Genomic DNA, 20,579 nt, shown 5'->3' with positions numbered 1-20,579 from the left:
TAGCGTATCTCCTTTATATGTAAAGATTTTTTACAGTATACCATACACAAAACCACAGCCTGTGGATAAAGTTTGTAAACAGGCTTAGGGAAAACTATCCACACCTTACCCACAATATGTGGATAACTATTTCGGGATAGAAATTGTTAACAAGTGAAAACAAAACAATGTTATCAAAAAACGATAGACATTACAAGCATTTCTTTCACTTATCCACATGGCGGCGTTTGTGCACATTTTTGATATCCACAGGCAGTTCCTATGTGAAAAACCTGTCGATAAGGCATGTGGATAAATCATTTGCGCTAAAAATGAGATCACAGGAAGTTCACCGGGAATCCTCCTTGATTGTGTATAACTTTCCTTTTCTGGTTGCCCCGCTGATCTTATGCATTTAAAAGAAACCATTGACAGAGACAAGCCAGCGCCCTTATAATAGTCGAGACTGTCTTTAGAAAATAGTTAACTTTTATATAGGAGGTGTAAGGTCATGACATTGCGCACATACCAACCAAATAAACGCAAACACAGCAAAGTGCACGGCTTCAGAGCACGCATGAGCACAAAGAACGGACGTCGCGTTATCGCTGCCCGTCGCCGTAAAGGAAGAAAAGTACTATCAGCTTAAAGTCCACTGACCGCATCAGTGGTCTTTTTTTTTCTTTTTCGCGGGATTTGAGCGAAAATGCATCAAAATAAGCAAGTAGCAGGTGAAAAAATGAATAAGCAGCAGCGGATCAAGAAGAATACGGAGTTTCAGCGCGTTTTCAAAAAAGGAAAATCATTTGCGAATCGGCAATTCATTGTTTATTTGCTGAAAGGCGAGCAGCAGGAGGAATTTCGCCTGGGCCTTTCCGTCAGCAAAAAAGTCGGCAATGCGGTCGCTAGAAACCGCGTCAAGCGTTATATCCGCCAAGCCTTCTTGGAATTGAAGGATGATCTCCTGCCGAACGCGGATTACATTATCATCGCCCGACCACAGGCGGCCAATTTAGATTTTCATGAAAGCAAGAAAAGTCTGGAGCATGTGCTGAAGATCGCACGCGCTTTGCCGAAGAAGTAGATGTAGATGCCGGATCGATCCGGATGTTACTATAGGAAGTAATTGAATAGAGTTTGGAGGAAGCAAAGTGAAGAAGAGAACAGGATTGCTCTTCGCCTTGGTGGTTGTTGCCCTCTTATTGTCGGGCTGTATGGAGTTTGACCAGCCGATCAGCGACCAAAGCGAAGGATTTTGGAATGAGTTTGTCGTTTGGCCGTTAGTATCGATCATCGTATTCTTTAAGGATTTCCTAGGTACTTATGGATTCGGGATTATTGCAGTAACGATTCTCATCCGGTTAGCCTTACTGCCATTGATGATCAAGCAGACGAAAAGTTCGAAACGCATGCAGGAAATTCAGCCTGAGCTGGCTAAGTTAAAAGAGAAGTATAAATCGAAAGACGCCGTCACCCAGCAGAAATATCAGCAGGAAATGATGGCGATGTTCCAGGAAAAAGGCGTCAACCCGATGGCCGGCTGTTTGCCGGTTGTCATCCAGATGCCGATTTTGATCGGTTTCTATCACGCGATCAGCCGTATGAATGCAACGCCTGAAATCGATCTTGGCACATTTTTGATCTTCCCGCTGGCAGAACCGAGCATCATCCTGGCCGTTACAGCCGGTGTCATGCAATTGATCGTTCTGCGTACGGGCCCTGCAATGGACAACCCGCAAATGAAGGCAATGATGTATTTCATGCCGGTCATGATTGCCGGGTTCGGGATCGTCTTGCCGTCCGCATTGACACTTTACTGGGTAATCGGGAACATCATCTCGCTTATCCAAAACATGTTCATTTACCGTCCATGGGAAAAGAAAGAAGTGCAACAGCCTGTTAAAACGAAAACAGGAGGGGCTAAAAAGTGAAGCATCTTACACAAACGGGGAAAACGGTCGAACAAGCGATTGAAAACGCGCTGGAAAAACTGAATAAATCACGGGACGAAGTAACGGTCCGCGTCATCGAAGAAGGAAAAAAGGGGTTTTTCGGATTCGGTGCAAAAGACGCAGAAGTAGAAGTCACGGTGATGGATTTGGGGCAGCCAGAAACTGAAAAGGCGCCGCAGCAGACGGAGAAAATGCCGGAACGAGCGGATAGCGCCAAACCTTCTGAAGAAGAGATAGCAGCAGAGATGCCATCAGCTCCAGTAGAAGAGGGAGAAGAACCGGATTTCGGCGGATCAGCTGCAGGATCTGCAGTGAAACCTTCGAATGATAAAGCGATCGAAGAAACGAAAACCTATCTAAAAGACGTTGCAAAAGGCATGAAGATCGATGATTTGACCGTTGCGCATGAAAAACAAGGCAAAACGGTGCGTTTTAAATTGGAAAGCGAAAAAGTGGCGATGCTCATCGGCAAAAGAGGGCAGACCTTGAATTCGCTGCAACAATTGGCGCAATTGGTAGCGAACCGTCACGCTGAACAATTCATGATCGTCGAGTTGGATGCAGAGAATTACCGGGAGCGCCGCCAGGAAACATTGGAACAATTGGCAGACCGGATGGCGGACAAAGCGATCCGCACCGGAAACCGTGTCCAATTCGAACCGATGCCGTCCTATGAGCGGAAAGTGATCCATCAAGCGCTGTCACGGCGGCTGGATATCGACACGTATTCGGAAGGTAAAGATCCGAACCGCTATTTGGTCATCGAACCGCATAAATAATTGAAAAAAATACCCGCTGGCGTCATTCACATGACGCCAGCGGGTATTTTTTATGGAATGAAACAGAGAAGCGGCTATTTTATGGACGGATGTATATTTATGCATATCATATTTGCGCAGTGAACCTGAAAAAAATACCAAAACCGAGCGCTGCATCTTTTGATTTTATGCGTTTTGTGTTATTGTTGTACGTTGTACAGTCACGCATATTTTGTCAGTTGTCCACATGTGGACAACTGTTTTAACCCATAAAAGCATGCTGTGGGCAACGTCAATTTTGTTCGCCCTCGGTATTTTATTGCAAGAGGAGGAAACAGCATCATGATGGAATTCGATACGATCGCCGCGATTTCCACGCCAAGCGGTGAAGGGGCTATCGCCATCGTCCGTTTGAGCGGGCCGGAAGCGGTAGCTATCGCAAACCGGTTGTTCCGTGCGCCGGGCAGTAAAGCACTCGCTGACCAGGCGAGCCATACCATCCATTACGGCCATATCGAAGATCCCGCAACGAAAGAAATAGCGGAGGAAGTAATGGTCGCATTGATGAGAGCACCGAAAACATTTACCCGTGAAGATGTCGTGGAAATTAATTGCCACGGCGGCATCGTATCGGTCAATCGTGTATTGTCACTCGCCTTAAGAGCCGGTGCACGGCTTGCAGAGCCAGGTGAATTCACCAAGCGCGCATTCCTTAACGGGCGCATCGATCTGTCCCAGGCAGAGGCCGTGATGGACTTGATCCGCGCGAAAACGGACCGTGCCATGGACGTCGCCCTGACGCAGATGGAAGGGCGTTTGTCGCGTCTCATCAGTTCGCTGCGCCAGGCGTTATTGGAATCGATCGCACAGATGGAAGTGAACATCGATTATCCCGAATATGACGATGTGGAAGAAATGACGCGCCCGATGATGCTCGAAAAAGCGCAATGGGTGCAATCGGAAATCGCTAAATTGCTCCAAACTTCCCAGCAAGGCAAGATTTTGAGAGAAGGCTTATCGACCGTCATCATCGGCCGCCCGAATGTCGGGAAATCGTCGCTATTGAACAGTTTAGTCCAGGAAAACAAAGCCATTGTCACGGAAATCGCCGGAACGACGCGCGACATCATCGAAGAATATGTCAATGTTCGCGGCGTGCCGCTGCGTCTCGTCGATACGGCAGGCATCCGGGAAACAGAGGACATTGTCGAGCGGATCGGCGTCGAACGATCGCGCAAAGTATTAAAAGAAGCCGATTTGATTCTCTACGTATTAAATTACGCAGAGAAATTGACCGAAGAAGACCTCTTATTGTTCGAAGCGGTCCGCGACATGAATTACATCGTCGTCATCAACAAGACCGATTTGCCGCAACAGATCGACTTGGAACAAGTGAAGGAATTGACTAGCGACACACGTCTCGTGACGACTTCTTTAATTGAAGAAGAAGGCATCGACCAGCTCGAAGAAGCGATCGCCGAATTGTTCTTTGAAGGGGAAATCGAGGCGGGGGATATGACCTATGTCTCCAATGTGCGCCATATTTCGCTCTTGCACCAAGCGCATCAAACCATTTCGGATGCGATTTCAGCCGCCGAAATGGATGTGCCGGTCGATATGATCCAAATCGATGTGACCCGTACATGGGAAATTCTCGGTGAGATCATCGGCGATACGGCAGATGACGGCTTATTGAACCAATTATTCTCGCAATTTTGCCTAGGAAAATAAATTTTTGAAGGGACTGAACGAACATGCCACAATACGAAGCAGGCACGTTCGATGTCATCGTCGTAGGCGCAGGCCATGCCGGAGCGGAAGCAGCACTCGCTTCTGCACGCATGGGCGCTAAAACGCTTGTGTTGACGATGAATCTCGATATGATCGCCTTTATGCCATGCAACCCGTCTATCGGCGGGCCGGCAAAAGGCATCGTGGTACGTGAAATAGATGCAATGGGCGGGGCTATGGGCCGCGTCATCGATAAAACGCATATTCAAATGAGAATGCTCAACACCGCCAAAGGGCCGGCTGTCCGCGCATTGCGTGCACAAGCCGATAAAGTGCTCTACCAGCAGGAAATGAAGCGCTTGATGGAAGAACAGGAGAACTTGAGCTTGCACCAAGGCATTGCAGAAGAGTTGATCGTTGAAGATGGGGAAGTCAAAGGCCTCATTACACAAGTAGGCGGCATTTACCGCGCGGAAACGGTGGTCATCACGACCGGAACCTTCCTGCGCGGAGAAATCATCATCGGCGATTTGCGCTACTCAAGCGGGCCGAACCACCAGCAGCCGTCCATTAAATTGGCGGAAAATCTGGAGCAGCTCGGCTTTGAGACGGTGCGTTTCAAAACCGGTACACCGCCGCGCATCAACAGCAACAGCATCGACTATTCGAAAACGGAAATCCAGCCGGGAGACGATGTGCCGCGCGCGTTCAGCTTTGAAACGACGGAATTCATCATGGACCAAATGCCATGCTGGCTGACGTATACGACGAGCGAAACACATCAAATCATCGATGAGAATTTGCATTTGTCGCCGATGTATTCCGGTATGGCAAAAGGCACAGGACCGCGTTATTGCCCGTCGATTGAAGACAAAATCGTCCGTTTCAGCGACAAGCCGCGCCACCAGATTTTCCTGGAGCCGGAAGGGCGCTCAACGCGCGAGGTTTACGTACAAGGCCTTTCCACTAGTTTGCCGGAACACGTTCAGCGTAAGCTGCTTGAATCGATTCCAGGGCTTGAGAAGGCCGATATGATGCGTTCAGGCTATGCCATCGAATACGATGCCATCGTGCCGACGCAATTATGGCCGACGCTTGAATCTAAACAAATCACCAACCTTTATACAGCAGGACAGATCAACGGCACGTCCGGCTACGAAGAAGCAGCGGGGCAGGGGCTGATGGCAGGCATCAATGCTGCAGCGAAAGTGCTTGGCAAAGAAGAAGTCATCCTCAGCCGTTCCGATGCCTATATCGGCGTCTTGATCGATGATTTGGTTACCAAAGGCACAAGTGAGCCTTACCGCTTGTTGACCTCTCGTGCGGAATATCGCTTATTGCTGCGCCACGATAACGCAGATTTGCGTTTGACGAAACTCGGTTATCAGCTCGGCATGATCAAAGAAGAGCGGTATGCACGCTTTCTTGAGAAAAAAGACCATATCGAGGAAGAAATCAAGCGCCTGCGCGGCATCATCATCAAGCCGAACGAACAAACGCAGGAAGCGATACGCAACGCAGGCGGCAGCGAGCTGAAAGACGGCATCCGTGCAGCCGACCTGTTGAAGCGCCCGGAAATGAACTACGACATGATCGCTTCCTTGACTGAATCTGACATCGCGCTCAGCGACGAAGTGAAAGAGCAAGTCGAGATTCACGTAAAATACGAAGGCTATATCGAAAAATCCCTGCTTCAAGTCGACAAGCTGAAGAAAATGGAAAACAAAAAGATTCCGGAAAACATCGATTACGATGCCATTTCAGGGCTCGCGACGGAAGCGCGCGGCAAACTGAAAGAAGTGCAGCCATTGTCGATTGCGCAAGCGACACGCATTTCCGGCGTCAACCCTGCTGACATTTCGATTTTATTGGTGTATATTGAACAAGGAAGAATCGCAAAAGTCTAGTTGGGATTTGAGCTCACTGGGCGGCATGGCCGCCAGCACATAACAGAACTCGAAATGGGCTGGTATCCGCCAGCCCATTTGCTTTTACATAAAAACGCTAATCCCGCTCCCGCAGATGTGCGGTGAGACAGGTGAGAGGGGGACATACAGTGAACGAACAGCAATTCGCGCAAGCGCTGAAGCAACAAGGCATCGAACTTTCCGAGCGCCAGCTGGAGCAATTCCGCATTTATTACAAAGAACTCGTCGAGTGGAACGAGAAAATGAATTTGACGGCCATCACAGAGCAGGAAGATGTCTATTTAAAACATTTCTACGACTCCATCAGTGCCGCCTTTTACATGGATTTTACCAAGCCACTGTCATTATGCGACGTCGGGGCAGGGGCCGGCTTCCCGAGCATCCCGCTGAAAATCTGCTTCCCTCATATTGAAGTGACGATCGTCGATTCATTGAACAAACGCATCCAATTCTTGAATCATTTGAGTGAAGCCCTCGGGTTGGACAAAGTTTCTTTCGTCCACTCGCGCGCAGAAGATTTCGGCCAGTCGCAGCACCGCGAAAGCTACGATATCGTAACAGCGCGGGCTGTGGCGAGACTGTCTGTGCTCGCTGAACTTTGTGTGCCGCTCGTCAAGCAAGGAGGGGCATTTGCCGCAATGAAAGCAGCCTCCGCGCCCGATGAACTGAAAGACGCGGACAAAGCGCTTCAAGTGCTTGGAGTAAAACAGGAAGCCGTGCATTCCTTCCTCTTGCCTGTGGAAGAAAGCGAACGCCATATCCAAGTGTTCCGGAAATTCAAGGCAACGCCGAAGAAATATCCGAGAAAAGCGGGTATGCCGAACAAATCGCCGATCAGCTAATGTTTCACGTGGAACATATGGAACTGTAAACGCGTCTTTGAATGAAACAACAAGAGCAAGTTTTTAAAAAGGTGGTGCCTGAGCATGAAAAGTCCTTTTGCCCGTCTTTTCGGAGGCGGAGATAAAGCAAACGATGCAGCAACAGCAGAAGCATCAAGCCATGCTTCTGAAGAAGTGGTGAAAATACCGCTGGCTAAGATCCATGCCAACCAATTCCAGCCGCGGACTGTTTTTGACGAGGAGAAAATCGAAGAGTTGGCCCGGACGATCCACGTCCACGGCGTCATCCAGCCGATCGTCGTCAGGGATTCGCAGCAGGAAGGATTTTATGAAATCATTGCAGGGGAACGGCGCTTCCGCGCGATGACCTCTCTCGGCTGGGAGGAAGTTCCAGCGATTGTCCGTCAATTGAGCGATAAAGAAACGGCGTCGATCGCGTTGATCGAGAACCTCCAACGCGAGGAATTGACGGCGATTGAAGAAGCACATGCCTATTCCAATTTGCTGCAAATCCAGGAAATCACCCAGGAGGCATTGGCGCAGCGGCTCGGCAAAAGCCAGTCAGCTGTCGCCAATAAATTGCGGCTGTTAAAGCTGCCGGAAGCCGTCCAGCAAGCGTTGCTTACGCGCAGCATTACTGAACGCCATGCCCGAGCTTTGCTGCCGATAAAAGACGCTGAGCTCCAGCAGCACTTACTCGAACAGCTATTGGAAGAAGGGCTCAACGTTAAAGAGCTGGAAGAACGCATCAAAAGCTTGACGGAGGAAGTTCCGAAAAAGCCTAAGAAACGCCGGAAAGCTGTCAGCCGGGATATGCGCATTGCGATGAATACCATTAAAGAGTCGCTGTCGATGGTCAAAAAAAGCGGCATTAAGCTTGATACAAAAGAGGAAGAACACGAGGATTATTACCAAATTACCGTGAAAATTCCGAAAAAACGCCCATAATCGCTCTTTCCGTTGAGGAAAGGGCTTTTTTTGGCAGATTTATCTCTATGAAACAGGAAATTTGATACAATATAGAAATGGAAGCTGTCGCGGATAGCCATAAAGGCGTTTCCGCAGTAAAATAAAGACAGTATCGAAGAAAGTTGGTGCACGTGTGGGTAGAACGATTGCCATCGCCAATCAAAAGGGCGGTGTAGGAAAAACAACTTCATCAGTGAACTTAAGCGCCTGTCTTGCATACTTAGGCAAGAAAGTGCTGTTAATAGATATCGATCCACAAGGCAATGCGACGAGCGGCGTCGGCGTCAATAAAGGCGATGTCGATCAATGCATTTATGAAATTCTTATTGACGATGTGGATGTCAAAGACACGATCATGGAGACGAAAGTCGAAAATCTTCATGTGGTGCCGGCGACGATTTCACTGGCCGGTGCGGAAATTGAATTGGTTTCGACCATTTCACGCGAAGCACGACTGAAAAATGCCTTGGCCGAAGTAAAGGATTTATACGATTACATCATTATCGACTGTCCGCCATCACTTGGCTTATTGACCTTGAATTCGTTGACCGCTTCAGACGGAATTATTATTCCAGTACAATGTGAATATTATGCTCTAGAAGGTTTAAGCCAGTTATTGAGTACCGTCCGCTTAGTTCAAAAACACTTGAACCACGATCTGATGATCGATGGGGTGCTGCTGACGATGTACGATGCACGGACCAATTTGGGCATGCAAGTCATCGAAGAAGTAAAGAAATACTTCCAAGACAAAGTGTACGACACCGTGGTTCCGCGCAATGTCCGCTTGAGCGAGGCCCCGAGTCATGGAGAGCCAATCATCATCTATGATCCGAAGTCCAGAGGCGCAGAAGTTTATCTAGAATTGGCGAAGGAAGTGATTCGTAATGGCTAAAGGATTGGGAAAAGGCATCAACGCGTTGTTTCCAGGAGAAACAGTCAACGAAACGGATAAAGTGATGCAGATCAAATTGACCGATATTAAAGAAAACCCGCATCAGCCGCGCAAAGTGTTCGATCAGCAAGCACTTGAAGAACTTGCCGAATCGATTCGCGAGCATGGCATTTTGCAGCCTGTCGTAGTACGGAAAAAAGGCGCGAAATTCGAACTGGTCGTCGGCGAACGCCGATTCCGTGCGGCAAAACTGTGCAAATTGAAAGAAGTTCCCGCCATCGTCAAAGATTTCAATGAACAGCAGATGATGGAACTGGCAATCCTTGAAAACTTGCAGCGTGAGGATTTGACGCCGATCGAAGAGGCGGAAGCCTACCAGAAGCTGATGGAAACTTTGAATTTGACACAGGAGCAATTGGCATTCCGACTTGGCAAAAGCCGCCCGCATATCACCAACCATATTCGCTTATTGACTTTGCCGAAAGACGTACGCGAGCTCATTTCGGACAAAAAACTGTCGATGGGGCACGGTCGTACGTTGCTCGGATTGCGCAGCAAAAAGGATATTTCGGAGACGGCGCAAAAGGCGGTCAAAGAAGGATTGAATGTCCGTCAGCTGGAGAACCTGGTGCAGCGTTTGAATGACAATGTTCCACGTGAAACACCGGAAAAGAAAAAGGATATCTTTATAGAAGAAAAACAATCTGAGCTGCGTGACCGTTTCGGCACGAATGTCCAGATCAAAAAACAGAAGAACAAAGGCAAGATTGAAATCGAGTTTTTCTCAGAAGATGATTTGGAACGAATTCTGGATTTGCTGAAGTAAACCGTTAACCGGCACAGAGTGTATTTTGTGTTCGGGGCAAATATCTAAATGAACCGTTACATCGGTATGAAAACGGCCTATTTTCCGGAGACGGGAAATAGGCGTTTCTTTGAAGCGGGAGAAAGCCGTCGCAACTAGAACATGGATCTTAGGCAATGGCAGCTCAGCAGACGGTTTTTGAAACCTGATGAAAAAGAGGGAGAAGAGCCGGCGCTTTGTATATTCCGAATCACGGAGAGGAAGGGGCTCGAATATGGTTCTTTGGGGAACATTGGTCAACGCGCTTTTAATTGTCATAGGAACACTGATCGGGCGAGCATTGCGCAATATTCCCGACAGGATGAAAGAGACGGTCATGTATGTCATTGGGCTGGTGGTCGTCGTTTTGGGCTTGCAGATGGGCTTTGAGAGCCAGAATTTCGTCATCGTCATCATCAGCCTGGTGCTCGGTGCGGTCATTGGCGAGTGGGCGAGGCTCGAAGACAAATTGAACGCATTCGGCCGCTGGATTGAACGGATGCTTGGCACGAAAGAAAGCCAGGGCAGCCTGGCGCAAGGGTTCGTCACAGCGACGCTGATTTTTGTTATCGGCGCGATGGGCATTATCGGCGCATTGGAGAGCGGTCTCAGCAATGAACACGGCGTTCTCGTATCAAAAGGCATCATTGACGGTTTTACATCTATCATCCTTGCCTCGACGCTCGGCATCGGCGTGATGCTGTCGGCGATTCCGGTATTTGTCTACCAGGGCTTGATCGCTTTGTTTGCGACGCAGATCAGCTTGCTTATCCCGGAAGCGGCACTGGACTTGTTCATCACCGAGATGACGGCGACCGGCGGGGTGATGATCGCGGCGATCGGCCTTAATTTGATGGGCATTGTGAAGATCCGTGTAGCAAACTTATTGCCGGGGATCATTGTAGTTGCGTTTCTTGTCACGGCCGTGTTTAAATTCAATCTGATGTAAGTAACTAAAGAAGGTGTAGACGTGTTTTACGAAAGAAGCGTTGTTGAAGGATTTGTAAATCGTATGATGGCGAAGCTGCTGGATGAGCAAATGTGGCTCGATATTTCCGGAACAGCTTTGCGTGTCATCTTAATTGCTGTCGGTGCCTATATATTGACGCGTGTCGTGCGGATCATCATCCGCAAATCGTTTTCAGTCCGCTTGAGAGGGCCGATTAAAACGAATGGCCGTCGTCATCAGACTTTGTCGAAGTTATTGGAAAATATTGTTACATATGTCATTGGATTTATGGCGCTGGTTGCCATACTGTCGGCGTTCTCGGTCAACATCAGCGGGATCATCGCCGGTGCCGGGGTAGTCGGCCTCGCTGTTGGTTTTGGCGCACAGAACTTGGTGCGCGACGTTATCACCGGCTTCTTCATCATTTTTGAAGACCAATTTTCAGTCGGCGACTATGTCCGCATCAACCAAGCCGAAGGAACGGTCCAGGAAATCGGCTTGCGTACAACGAAAGTGCAGGCGTGGACCGGTGAGCTGTTTATCTTCCCGAACGGCACAGTCACGGAAGTCGTCAATTTCTCGCTTCATAATTCAATCGCGGTCGTGGATTTGAGCGTTTCTCATGATTCCGACCTGGCAAAAGTGGAACAGCTGATTTTGGAATTTTTGGAAACGGTGCAGCCCACTTACGAAGAAGTCATCAGCCCGGCCGAACTGCTTGGCGTGCAGAACATGACAGCGACGGAAGTGGTCATGCGCTTGACGGCGGAAACTTTGCCGATGCAGCATTTTGCGGTATCTCGCAGAATGCGCCGTGACTTGAAAGAGTTTCTCGATCAGCGCGGCGTCGAATTGCCGTATCCTCGCATGGTGGTCATGCACCGTGAGCCCGGTGATGCAGCTGCAATGAATGCGACTAAATGATGGGGGGACGCAGCCATGGAAATGAAGGAATTCGGGTTACATGATATTGTCGAAATGAAAAAAGGGCATCCATGCGGGGCGAACGCCTGGAAAATTATCCGTATGGGCGCTGACATCCGTATCAAATGCGAAGGCTGCCAGCACAGCGTCATGCTGCCGCGAGTCGAGTTCAATAAAAAAATGAAAAAAGTATTGGTGAAGGCCGAGGCGGAATGAGGAATGGACATTTCCGCCTCCTCTTTCTATAATGGAATGGTTGCAAAATTTGTGAGCGAAAAAGAAAGGTCGTGAATCCTTTGGCATTAACTGCAGGGATTGTAGGATTACCAAACGTGGGGAAATCCACATTATTCAACGCTATTACGAAAGCGGGCGCCGAAGCGGCGAACTACCCGTTCTGTACGATAGATCCAAACGTCGGCATCGTCGAAGTGCCTGATGAGCGCCTCGATAAACTGACGGAATTGGTCGAACCGAAAAAGACCATCCCGACAGCGTTCGAATTCACCGACATCGCGGGCATCGTCAAAGGCGCCAGCAAAGGGGAAGGGCTCGGCAATAAATTCCTTGCCCATATCCGCGAAGTGGATGCCATCACACAAGTGGTGCGCTGTTTTGCTGATGACAACATCACGCATGTTTCCGGCGGAGTGGACCCGGTATCTGATATCGAAGTCATCAATCTGGAACTCGTCTTGGCAGACATGGAAAGCATCGAAAAGCGCATTGCCCGCAACGCCAAGCTGCTGAAGCAAAAAGACAAAGATGCCGTCGCTGAAGAGCCGGTATTGGCGAAGCTCCGCGAAGCTTTCGAAAACGGCGAATTGGCCCGTTCGATCGACTTCACGGAAGATGAGCTGAAAATCGCGAAAGGCTTGAACTTGTTGACGCTCAAGCCGATGCTCTATGTAGCGAACGTATCGGAAGATGAAATTGCCGATGCGGCGAGCAACGAATATGTCCAGCAAGTGCGCGATTACGCCGCTGGGCATGATTCCGACGTGATCGTCGTGTGTGCGAAGATCGAAGAGGAAATGGCAGAGCTTGATGATGAGGAAAAAGAAATGTTCCTCGAAGAGCTCGGCATCGAAGAGTCAGGGCTTGATCAATTGGTCAAAGCCGCTTATAACTTGCTCGGACTTGCTACATACTTCACTGCCGGCGTGCAGGAAGTGCGTGCATGGACGTTCAAAAAAGGCATGAAAGCCCCGCAATGTGCGGGCATCATCCACTCCGACTTCGAACGCGGCTTTATCCGCGCAGAAACCGTCGCTTACGAAGAATTGGTGGAAGCCGGTTCGATGGCAGCAGCGAAAGAAGCTGGAAAAGTGCGTCAAGAAGGCAAGGAATACATCGTCAAAGACGGCGATGTCATGCTCTTCAGATTTAATGTATAAGGCTTATGCCTACTAGTTTATTGTCAGTCATTGCCATGGAAACAAGTTAACAACGGATTGGCGGCTGGAAAAGAATACCGAACCGGGTGCTTTTTTGAGCATCCGGTTTTTTATGAGGAGGGAAACGAATGTATTTATTCGCGTATGGAACTTTGAAAAGAGGCGGCAAATACCATTTCTACCTGGAGGAAGCGGAATTGGTGGCAGAACACGTGACGATTTCGGGGAGCTTGTATGACACGGGGCTCGGCTATCCGGCGCTCGCATTATCGGGCGACGATGTCATCCAGGGAGAGCTTTACGACATTCCAGATGTTTTATGGCCGGCGATCAACGACCTGGAAGATTACTCAGGGAACGTAAAAACAGACATGTACGACCGCCTGACAATCGAAGTCGAAACTGAACGCGGCAACAAACAAGCGATCGTCTATACGGCGAAAGCGGAGCGATTGCTGAAGGAATATATCCCGGAAGGCGTATGGGATGTGGAACGGTCGTTTGTGATATAAAAAGCAAAAAGAAAGCGCGGCAGGAAATCTGCCGAGCCTTCTTTTTTTATTTGTGTGGATCCTGCCATTCATTCATCTAGCGGCGGGTAGCTGGAATAGACGTGGAGGCGGGGGAGTTTCGGGTCATCCAGTATCCAGGCATCATTAGGCTCCTTGCGCAATTCACGGTACATGAGGAAGTCGCCGAACGCACCAGCCGTCAGCATGGCGCCGAGCAGGACGAGCACTTGGTCGCCGACCCAGAAGCCGATGACGGTCGGCAACACAGCGGTCATCCAAAAAGGCAGCAGCAAAACAGCCCGCATCGCCCGGTTTTTCACAGGCCGGTCGCTTGTCGCATAAGCGATGCCCAATTTTAAATTGAGGCCGTATTGAAGCGACGAAACCGGTACTTTACCGAAGGCGACAAAGCCGATCAAATGGAATAATTCATGTAGCACGATCAACAGCGCGTAGCCGCCGAAAAAATACAGGATGCCGAACAGCGAAAAGCCGAAAGAGAGCGGCTCGCGGAACAGCTGATAGGCAAGCGCGAAGCCGACAACGAGCACGACATTGAACCACAATGCTTTTGGTGCGATTTCTTCTATGTTCAAATTGATCACTTTCTGCGGTTCCATTGTCAACACATCCCGAATTTTGATGCTTCCAGTATAGCCTAAATTACAGCTTGCCGGAAGTTTGTGCGTATGCTACAATATGTTGATGTGAGTAATATTTATGATTGCTTGCTCCTTGCCCGCTGGAATCAGCAGGGCCCAAGTCCATAAGGAGGTGACAATACGATGAGAGAATATGAAGTAATGTACATTGTACGCCCGAACATTGAAGAGGACGCTAAGAAAGCGCTAGTTGAGCGTTTCAGCGAAATCCTAACTTCAAACGGTGCGGAAATCATCGAGTCGAAAGAGTGGGGTAAACGCCGTCTGGCTTATGAAATCAATGATTTCAAAGAAGGTTTCTACCAGATCGTTAAAGCTAATGCTGAGACAGAAGCTATCAACGAGTTTACACGTCTTGCGAACTTCAATGAAGACATTATCCGCCACATGGCTGTACGCCTAGACGTATAAGCAGTAAGCGGAATACAGATAATACACGACTTGAAAAAGGAGGTTGAATTCTGATGATCAACCGGGTTGTATTGGTCGGAAGACTGACAAAAGATCCTGATCTTCGTTACACGCCAAGCGGAGCGGCGGTGGCTCGTTTTACACTTGCTGTAAACCGGACATTCTCCAATGCGCAAGGTGAACGCGAAGCAGATTTTATCAATTGTACCGTTTGGCGCAAGCAGGCTGAAAACACAGCGAATTTCCTCAAAAAAGGAAGTCTCGCCGGCGTCGAAGGCCGCATTCAGACTGGCAGCTACGAGGGTCAAGATGGCAAGCGCGTTTATACGACGGAAGTGGTGGCAGACAGTGTTCAATTCCTTGAACCGAAAAGCGCCAACTCCGGATCTGGGGATCGTTCAAACGATCGCTCGTATGGACAGCAGCCGTCTTATCAACAGAACCAACCGTCTAGTCCAAGTCAGCAAAACAACACTCGTGTAGATGACGATCCGTTTTCAAGCGGAAGCGGGAAGATCGAAGTTTCAGACGACGATCTGCCGTTCTAAACCAGGCGCCCATCAGCGAATAGAAATCTGAAGATGAGGGAGGTAATTCGATATGGCACCACGTCGCGGAGGCAAGAAGCGTAAAAAGGTTTGTTATTTCACTTCAAACAACATTACACGCATCGACTACAAAGACACTGATTTGCTTAAGAAATTCATTTCTGAGCGAGGCAAAATTTTGCCACGTCGTGTTACGGGCACAAGCGCTAAATGGCAACGTCGTTTGACAATTGCAGTTAAACGCGCTCGTATCATGGCACTTCTACCGTTCGTAGCGGAAGAAAAATAAGATTGTTCAAAGAGGCCGGGAAACCGGCCTCTTTTTTATATGCTTTGGGAAATTGACCGGCGGGAAGTTAAGTTAGTGAGCAGAATAGTTAAGACTGCACTGCAAAACTTACAACTGATGTGGCAGAAATAAAAAGAAGTGAGTAGAAAAGCTTCCGCTTTTCGACTGCGTTGCAGGGGGCTGCTTGCCGTGGGGCGGGTGTTGAGCCAACGTGACAAAGTGCGCGCCACGTTTGTCTCGCCAGCCCGCGCGGTCCCACAGGCGTCAGCCCCCTTCCACTCCGTCTCTAGTTTTAGAGGGTAAGAAATTTTCTTCTGTTCACTCGACGTAAAGTGTGGAAGTGCATCATGTTTTGTAACTCGTATCATTTGGATCAAAGAGAACGCGGTTTTCAGTCTAATCTTCCAACAAAATATTCGGTTCAAGCACCTATTTGTCAGATGCTGTATCTCAAGAAGCGATTTCCCCACTAGCTGGCAACTGCCTAAAGAAGCAGATCTATTTAAACGCACCCTCATCAATGAAATCTTCCAGCCGCCCAGCGCCAAGGGTGAGCCGAAGCCGAAGATAAAAAGTTTATTCAAGCATCACCTCAAACACCTTGCTCCCACATCTGCTACGCAGATGCGTCGCAAATGAAATGACTCGACTTCCTTTCGCCATTTCATTGGCTTGCGGCAAGAGGCCAACCCAAAGCAGGGCGGCGAATAACGAGATGAAGTACGAATAGCATGATGAAGCACTTCAACATCTAAACCCTCACTATCTACTTCAAACTTATACCGGGAAGCGATTCCCCCGCTAGCCGGCAACTACCTACAGAAGCAGATCTATTTAAACGCACCCTAATCAATGAAATCTTCAAGCCGCCGAGCGTAAAGGAGTGAGCCGACGCCGAAGATAAAAAGTTTATTCAAGCATTACCTCAAACACCTTGCTCCCACATCTGCTACGCAGATGCGTCGCCAATGAAATGACTCAACTTCCTTTCGCCATTTCATTGGCTTATGGCAAGAGGCCAACCCAAAGCAGGGCGGCGAATAATAAGCTAAAGCACAAGTAGAATGCTGAAATGCTTCGACACGCAAACTCTCACTTTCTTCTTCAACCTTGTCCCGGGAAGCGATTTCCCCACTAGCTGGCAACTACCTAAAGAAGCAGATCTATTTAAACGCACCCTCATCAATGAAATCTTCCAGCCGCCCAGCGCCAAGGGTGAGCCGAAGCAGTAAGACAAGTGTTCTTCTTGGCTTACTGCCAGAGGCCAACCCAAAGCCGGGCGGTGAAGCGTAAGATGAAGCACAAATAGAATGCTGAAGCACTTCAACACCTAAACCCTCACTAGCTGCTCCAAACTTATCCCGGGAAGCGATTCCCCCACTTTAATTTTCATCTGCTATTTCCATCCTCTGTCGAATCAGCGATAATGATTTTCTATAGGCAGCCATTGCCGGATGGCGCGAACTTTTTTCTTCTCGAAACGGTACGATAGGTGTACAGTGAGGCGACCGCCCTTTTTTGTTCAAGGGCTTGAATCATGGTACAATTATACGGATGAAATAAACCCGAAAGAAGATGAAAAACGCAGATATGCCTAACCAAAAGACACGTCAGTTGACGAATGGAGCCATGATGACGGCGCTGTTTGCCGTCTTATTGGCTATTTCTGTATATGTACCGGTGCTGAGTTTGATCAGTACTTTGTTTTTGGCATTGCCGATTGCTTGGTATAGCGCCAAGTATCCGGTAAAGGCGTCGGCGCTGGTCGCAGCGGTCGGGGTCGTGTTAAGCTTTCTGATCGGCGGATTGCTGTCTTTGCCTTTGGCGTTGATCCACATTCCGCTGGGGCTCATGATTGGGCTGTCGATCCATTATAAAAAAAGCAAATTGTTCATGTTCATGGGCTCGAGCATCGTACTGTTAGTATCAGTGATGGTACAATACGTGGCAGCGATCGCCTTTTTAGGAATTAATTTCCTCGAAGAAACTACGGCGATGATGCGCAATTCTTATGACCAGGCTGGCACTTGGCTCGAGCGGCTTGGTTCGGAATCGACAGAGGAATACGAGGAGCTGGTCGCGCAGTTCATGCTGACGTTCGAGACCTTATTGCCGACGCTGCTAATTTTGTCGGTATTCACGACGGTGTGGGTGTTGTTGCTGATCTTGCTGCCGATTTTAAAACGGCTTGGAATCGAAGTGCCGAAATTCCCGCCGTTCCGCGAGATGCGCTTGCCGAAAAGTATATTATGGTATTACCTCATTGTGATTTTGGTGTCCTTGCTATCGGATTTCGAGCAAGGGACCATGGCGTATTTGATTTTCGCCAATGCCTCGATGCTATTGCAATTCCTGCTGTTCTTGCAGGGGGTCTCGTTCTATCATTTTTATATCCACCAAGAGGGCTGGCCTCGCTGGGTGATGGTTGTTGTGACGGTTCTTGCATTTCCTTTGCAGTCGTTTACGAGCATCATCGGAATTTTGGATCTCGGCTTCGACATCCGGGGCTGGATCAAGCGGGCGCATGACTCTAAAGGAAAGTAAGGAGCTGAAGAGAAATGTCGGCTTTTTTCAGGAAACGTAATCTAAGATACCCATTGCTGGCATTGCTGGCTCTTGGAATGGCCGCTGTCATCCTCATCTCCCTTTGGTCGGAGTGGGGCGCGGGCATTTTCGCCATCCTTTACGGGGCGGCAATCACCTCGGCGTGGGTACTGGAAAAACGCAACTATGAAGAGACCGAAAAGCATATCGAAACGCTGTCCTACCGGATGAAAAAAGTCGGCGAGGAAGCATTGCTCGAGATGCCGATCGGGATTTTGCTGGTCAATGAAAACCAGCAAATCGAATGGGCCAATCCCTATATCACCTCAGCACTCGATTACGAGACGCTGATCGGTGAATCGGTTTATAGCTTGACGGAAGAATTTAACCAATTGGTCAAATCTGCCGAATCGAATGAAATGGTCATGTCGCTTGGCGGCCGCAAATACCGCGTTTATTACCGTGCGGATGACCGTTTGTTCTATTTGTTCGATATTACCGAGCAAGTGGAGATAGAAACTTTGTATCATGCGGACCGGACCGTCATCGGCATCCTGTTCATCGATAATTACGATGAATTGTCACAAGGGATGGATGATCAGGTGCGCAGCAATTTAAATAGCCTGGTGACGTCCTTGATCAATCGATGGGGGACCGACAATGGCATTTTTGTGAAACGGATTTCATCAGACCGCTTTATGGCGGTGTTCAATGAATCCATCTTGAAGCAATTGGAAGAAACCAAGTTCACGGTGCTCGATGACATCCGGGAAGTGACGGCGAAAGACAATATGGCGCTGACACTGAGCATCGGGGTCGGAGCGGGTTCCGCTTCCTTGATCGAACTTGGCGCCATGGCGCAATCGGGGCTCGATTTGGTGCTCGGGCGCGGCGGCGACCAAGTGGCGATCAAGCATCCGAGCGGCAAGGTCAAGTTCTACGGGGGCAAAACCAACCCGGTCGAAAAACGCACGAGGGTGCGCGCACGCGTCATTTCCCATGCGCTTCGCGACTTGATCCAGGAAAGCGACCAAGTCTTTGTCATGGGCCATAAAATGCCCGATATGGACTCGATCGGCGCCGCGGTCGGCGTTGCCAAAATGGCGGAAATGAACCGCGTCAAAGGCCGCATCGTCATCGATTTTGACGAATACGACCGCAGCGTGATGCGCTTGATGGAAGAAATCGAAAGCGATCCGGATTTGTTCGAGCGTTTCATTACTCCGGAAGAGGCATTGTCGGAAATGACCGAGCATTCCTTGCTGGTTGTGGTCGATACGCACAAACCGTCGATGGTCATTGACGAACGATTGCTTCAGCGCATGGAGCGCGTCATCTTGATCGACCATCACAGAAGAGGCGAGGAATTCATCACCAATACGATGCTCGTCTATATGGAGCCGTACGCATCGTCTACAGCGGAGCTCGTGACCGAATTGATCGAATACCAGCCGAAACACGAAAAATTGACGATGCTCGAGGCGACAGCGATGCTCGCCGGAATCATCGTCGACACGAAAAGCTTTACGCTGCGCACCGGCGCACGGACCTTTGAAGCAGCTTCGTACTTGCGCTCGAACGGTGCCGATACGGTGCTCGTGCAGCGCTTATTGAAAGAAGACCTCGAGACGTATATCGAACGGGCGAAAATCGTCCAAAGCGTCGAGTTCGTCGGCGACGGCATTGCCATCGCAAAAGGCGAGCCAGGGCGTATCTACAGCCCTGTGCTGATCGCCCAGACGGCGGACATCTTGCTGACGATGAAAGACGTCAACGCGTCGTTCGTCATCGCAGAACGCACAGAAGGCGGCGTAGGCATCAGTGCCCGTTCGCTCGGCGAAGTCAACGTGCAGGTCGTGATGGAAAATCTCGGCGGCGGCGGCCATTTAACGAACGCGGCTACGCAAATGCCGGATGCAAGCCTTGAAGAAGCGGTCGGGCAATTGAAGACTGTATTAACCGAAAACGATAGAGGAGGATCTGAAGAATGAAAGTAATTTTCTTGAAAGACGTAAAAAATGTAGGTAAAAAAGGCGATATTAAAAACGTAGCGGACGGCTACGCGAATAACTTCCTGTTGAAAAACAACTTGGCTGTAGAAGCTGACCAGGCAGCGATGAGCAAACTCGCCGGCCAGCAGAAGAAGCAGGAAAAGGAAGTCGAGCAGGAATTGAATGAAGCGAAAGAGCTGAAAGAAAAACTTGAAGCTTTAACGATTGAACTGACAGCGAAATCCGGTGATGACGGGCGCTTGTTCGGCTCGATCACGACCAAGCAAATAGCGAAAGAACTTGAAAAGACCCATGGCCATAAAATCGACAAGCGCAAAATGGAGCTCGACGACGCAATCCGCGCGCTTGGCTATACGAATGTGCCGGTGAAATTGCATCACGATGTAACCGCGACATTGCGTGTGCACGTTACTGAAGAAGCGTAAGGGGAATA

General features: G+C 49.2%; 22 protein-coding genes. 21 read left to right on the top strand and 1 reads right to left on the bottom strand.

Annotated elements, in window-relative coordinates; all coding sequences use genetic code 11:
* Positions 1–490: 490 nt before the first annotated feature.
* The 15 genes from rpmH to G3255_RS17855 all read left to right on the top strand — a co-directional run bounded on the left by rpmH (position 491) and on the right by G3255_RS17855 (position 13,680).
* Positions 491–628: a 50S ribosomal protein L34 gene (gene rpmH, locus G3255_RS17925; RefSeq protein ID WP_033544046.1), complete on the top strand. Its 138-nt coding sequence runs from the start codon at positions 491–493 to the stop codon at positions 626–628.
* A 90-nt stretch (positions 629–718) separates the two neighbouring features.
* Entirely contained in the window at positions 719–1,063 is a 345-nt protein-coding gene (gene rnpA / locus G3255_RS17920) for a ribonuclease P protein component (RefSeq protein WP_211655710.1), read from the top strand.
* Between the two features lie 67 nt (positions 1,064–1,130).
* Positions 1,131–1,910 carry a membrane protein insertase YidC gene (yidC, locus tag G3255_RS17915; protein ID WP_211655709.1) on the top strand — a complete coding sequence of 260 codons (780 nt, stop codon included), beginning with the start codon at positions 1,131–1,133 and terminating at the stop codon, positions 1,908–1,910.
* Positions 1,907–2,710, top strand: a complete 804-nt coding sequence (gene jag, locus G3255_RS17910; protein WP_211655708.1) for an RNA-binding cell elongation regulator Jag/EloR — start codon at positions 1,907–1,909, stop codon at positions 2,708–2,710. Before yidC ends, jag begins: the two co-directional genes overlap by 4 nt.
* Positions 2,711–3,034: 324 nt before the next feature.
* Positions 3,035–4,420 carry a tRNA uridine-5-carboxymethylaminomethyl(34) synthesis GTPase MnmE gene (gene mnmE, locus G3255_RS17905; protein ID WP_211656032.1) on the top strand — a complete coding sequence of 462 codons (1,386 nt, stop codon included), beginning with the start codon at positions 3,035–3,037 and terminating at the stop codon, positions 4,418–4,420.
* A gap of 23 nt (positions 4,421–4,443) precedes the next feature.
* Complete coding sequence (gene mnmG / locus G3255_RS17900) at positions 4,444–6,327, top strand: tRNA uridine-5-carboxymethylaminomethyl(34) synthesis enzyme MnmG (protein ID WP_211655707.1); 1,884 nt, start codon at positions 4,444–4,446, stop codon at positions 6,325–6,327.
* A gap of 149 nt (positions 6,328–6,476) precedes the next feature.
* The gene (gene rsmG / locus G3255_RS17895) at positions 6,477–7,190 is read left to right on the top strand and encodes a 16S rRNA (guanine(527)-N(7))-methyltransferase RsmG (RefSeq protein WP_211655706.1); all 714 of its coding nucleotides are present in this window, start codon (positions 6,477–6,479) and stop codon (positions 7,188–7,190) included.
* Positions 7,191–7,274: 84 nt separating this feature from the next.
* On the top strand, positions 7,275–8,138 hold the full coding sequence (gene noc, locus G3255_RS17890) for a nucleoid occlusion protein (RefSeq protein ID WP_211655705.1): 864 nt from the start codon (positions 7,275–7,277) through the stop codon (positions 8,136–8,138).
* 154 nt (positions 8,139–8,292) lie between these two features.
* Positions 8,293–9,054 carry a ParA family protein gene (locus G3255_RS17885; protein WP_068459477.1) on the top strand — a complete coding sequence of 254 codons (762 nt, stop codon included), beginning with the start codon at positions 8,293–8,295 and terminating at the stop codon, positions 9,052–9,054.
* Positions 9,047–9,880, top strand: a complete 834-nt coding sequence (locus G3255_RS17880) for a ParB/RepB/Spo0J family partition protein (RefSeq protein WP_211655704.1) — start codon at positions 9,047–9,049, stop codon at positions 9,878–9,880. Before G3255_RS17885 ends, G3255_RS17880 begins: the two co-directional genes overlap by 8 nt.
* A gap of 253 nt (positions 9,881–10,133) precedes the next feature.
* Complete coding sequence (locus tag G3255_RS17875) at positions 10,134–10,847, top strand: DUF554 domain-containing protein (RefSeq protein ID WP_101192094.1); 714 nt, start codon at positions 10,134–10,136, stop codon at positions 10,845–10,847.
* A 21-nt stretch (positions 10,848–10,868) separates the two neighbouring features.
* The gene (locus G3255_RS17870) at positions 10,869–11,771 is read left to right on the top strand and encodes a mechanosensitive ion channel family protein (RefSeq protein WP_349291459.1); all 903 of its coding nucleotides are present in this window, start codon (positions 10,869–10,871) and stop codon (positions 11,769–11,771) included.
* 15 nt (positions 11,772–11,786) lie between these two features.
* Positions 11,787–11,987: a DUF951 domain-containing protein gene (locus G3255_RS17865; RefSeq protein ID WP_211655703.1), complete on the top strand. Its 201-nt coding sequence runs from the start codon at positions 11,787–11,789 to the stop codon at positions 11,985–11,987.
* A gap of 80 nt (positions 11,988–12,067) precedes the next feature.
* Positions 12,068–13,168 carry a redox-regulated ATPase YchF gene (gene ychF / locus G3255_RS17860; protein WP_211655702.1) on the top strand — a complete coding sequence of 367 codons (1,101 nt, stop codon included), beginning with the start codon at positions 12,068–12,070 and terminating at the stop codon, positions 13,166–13,168.
* Between the two features lie 128 nt (positions 13,169–13,296).
* The gene (locus tag G3255_RS17855; protein ID WP_211655701.1) at positions 13,297–13,680 is read left to right on the top strand and encodes a gamma-glutamylcyclotransferase family protein; all 384 of its coding nucleotides are present in this window, start codon (positions 13,297–13,299) and stop codon (positions 13,678–13,680) included.
* A gap of 68 nt (positions 13,681–13,748) precedes the next feature.
* Here G3255_RS17855 and G3255_RS17850 read toward each other — a convergent pair whose 3' ends face one another.
* A complete protein-coding gene (locus tag G3255_RS17850; protein WP_211655700.1) occupies positions 13,749–14,300 on the bottom strand; it encodes a DUF3267 domain-containing protein in 552 nt (183 codons plus the stop codon).
* Positions 14,301–14,465: 165 nt separating this feature from the next.
* Here G3255_RS17850 and rpsF point away from each other — a divergent pair, with 165 nt between their 5' ends.
* From rpsF to rplI, 6 genes are all read left to right on the top strand, one after another.
* The gene (gene rpsF, locus G3255_RS17845; protein ID WP_068459466.1) at positions 14,466–14,753 is read left to right on the top strand and encodes a 30S ribosomal protein S6; all 288 of its coding nucleotides are present in this window, start codon (positions 14,466–14,468) and stop codon (positions 14,751–14,753) included.
* A 53-nt stretch (positions 14,754–14,806) separates the two neighbouring features.
* Entirely contained in the window at positions 14,807–15,301 is a 495-nt protein-coding gene (gene ssb, locus G3255_RS17840) for a single-stranded DNA-binding protein (RefSeq protein WP_058382281.1), read from the top strand.
* 52 nt (positions 15,302–15,353) lie between these two features.
* Positions 15,354–15,590 (top strand): 30S ribosomal protein S18, encoded by a 237-nt coding sequence (gene rpsR, locus G3255_RS17835; RefSeq protein WP_058382282.1) that lies wholly within the window; start codon positions 15,354–15,356, stop codon positions 15,588–15,590.
* A gap of 1,590 nt (positions 15,591–17,180) precedes the next feature.
* Positions 17,181–18,134: a YybS family protein gene (locus G3255_RS17830; protein WP_211655699.1), complete on the top strand. Its 954-nt coding sequence runs from the start codon at positions 17,181–17,183 to the stop codon at positions 18,132–18,134.
* A 14-nt stretch (positions 18,135–18,148) separates the two neighbouring features.
* Entirely contained in the window at positions 18,149–20,125 is a 1,977-nt protein-coding gene (locus G3255_RS17825; protein ID WP_211655698.1) for a DHH family phosphoesterase, read from the top strand.
* Complete coding sequence (gene rplI, locus G3255_RS17820) at positions 20,122–20,571, top strand: 50S ribosomal protein L9 (RefSeq protein WP_068459461.1); 450 nt, start codon at positions 20,122–20,124, stop codon at positions 20,569–20,571. The genes G3255_RS17825 and rplI overlap by 4 nt, the downstream gene beginning before the upstream one ends.
* The last annotated feature ends 8 nt before the right edge of the window (positions 20,572–20,579 follow it).

The sequence above is a fragment of the Planococcus sp. MSAK28401 genome (genome assembly GCF_018283455.1).
Classification (GTDB): domain Bacteria; phylum Bacillota; class Bacilli; order Bacillales_A; family Planococcaceae; genus Planococcus; species Planococcus alpniumensis.
This window is presented reverse-complemented; position numbering and strand designations above follow the sequence as displayed.

Coding starts and splice junctions, on each gene's coding strand:
- G3255_RS17850 (WP_211655700.1), bottom strand. CDS start 14,300: ATGGAACCGCAGAAAGTGATCAATTTGAACATAGAAGAAATCGCACCA.
- rplI (WP_068459461.1), top strand. CDS start 20,122: ATGAAAGTAATTTTCTTGAAAGACGTAAAAAATGTAGGTAAAAAAGGC.
- G3255_RS17865 (WP_211655703.1), top strand. CDS start 11,787: ATGGAAATGAAGGAATTCGGGTTACATGATATTGTCGAAATGAAAAAA.
- rpsR (WP_058382282.1), top strand. CDS start 15,354: ATGGCACCACGTCGCGGAGGCAAGAAGCGTAAAAAGGTTTGTTATTTC.
- ssb (WP_058382281.1), top strand. CDS start 14,807: ATGATCAACCGGGTTGTATTGGTCGGAAGACTGACAAAAGATCCTGAT.
- noc (WP_211655705.1), top strand. CDS start 7,275: ATGAAAAGTCCTTTTGCCCGTCTTTTCGGAGGCGGAGATAAAGCAAAC.
- rpsF (WP_068459466.1), top strand. CDS start 14,466: ATGAGAGAATATGAAGTAATGTACATTGTACGCCCGAACATTGAAGAG.
- G3255_RS17855 (WP_211655701.1), top strand. CDS start 13,297: ATGTATTTATTCGCGTATGGAACTTTGAAAAGAGGCGGCAAATACCAT.
- rpmH (WP_033544046.1), top strand. CDS start 491: ATGACATTGCGCACATACCAACCAAATAAACGCAAACACAGCAAAGTG.
- rnpA (WP_211655710.1), top strand. CDS start 719: ATGAATAAGCAGCAGCGGATCAAGAAGAATACGGAGTTTCAGCGCGTT.
- mnmE (WP_211656032.1), top strand. CDS start 3,035: ATGGAATTCGATACGATCGCCGCGATTTCCACGCCAAGCGGTGAAGGG.
- mnmG (WP_211655707.1), top strand. CDS start 4,444: ATGCCACAATACGAAGCAGGCACGTTCGATGTCATCGTCGTAGGCGCA.
- G3255_RS17825 (WP_211655698.1), top strand. CDS start 18,149: ATGTCGGCTTTTTTCAGGAAACGTAATCTAAGATACCCATTGCTGGCA.
- G3255_RS17875 (WP_101192094.1), top strand. CDS start 10,134: ATGGTTCTTTGGGGAACATTGGTCAACGCGCTTTTAATTGTCATAGGA.
- G3255_RS17830 (WP_211655699.1), top strand. CDS start 17,181: ATGCCTAACCAAAAGACACGTCAGTTGACGAATGGAGCCATGATGACG.
- G3255_RS17880 (WP_211655704.1), top strand. CDS start 9,047: ATGGCTAAAGGATTGGGAAAAGGCATCAACGCGTTGTTTCCAGGAGAA.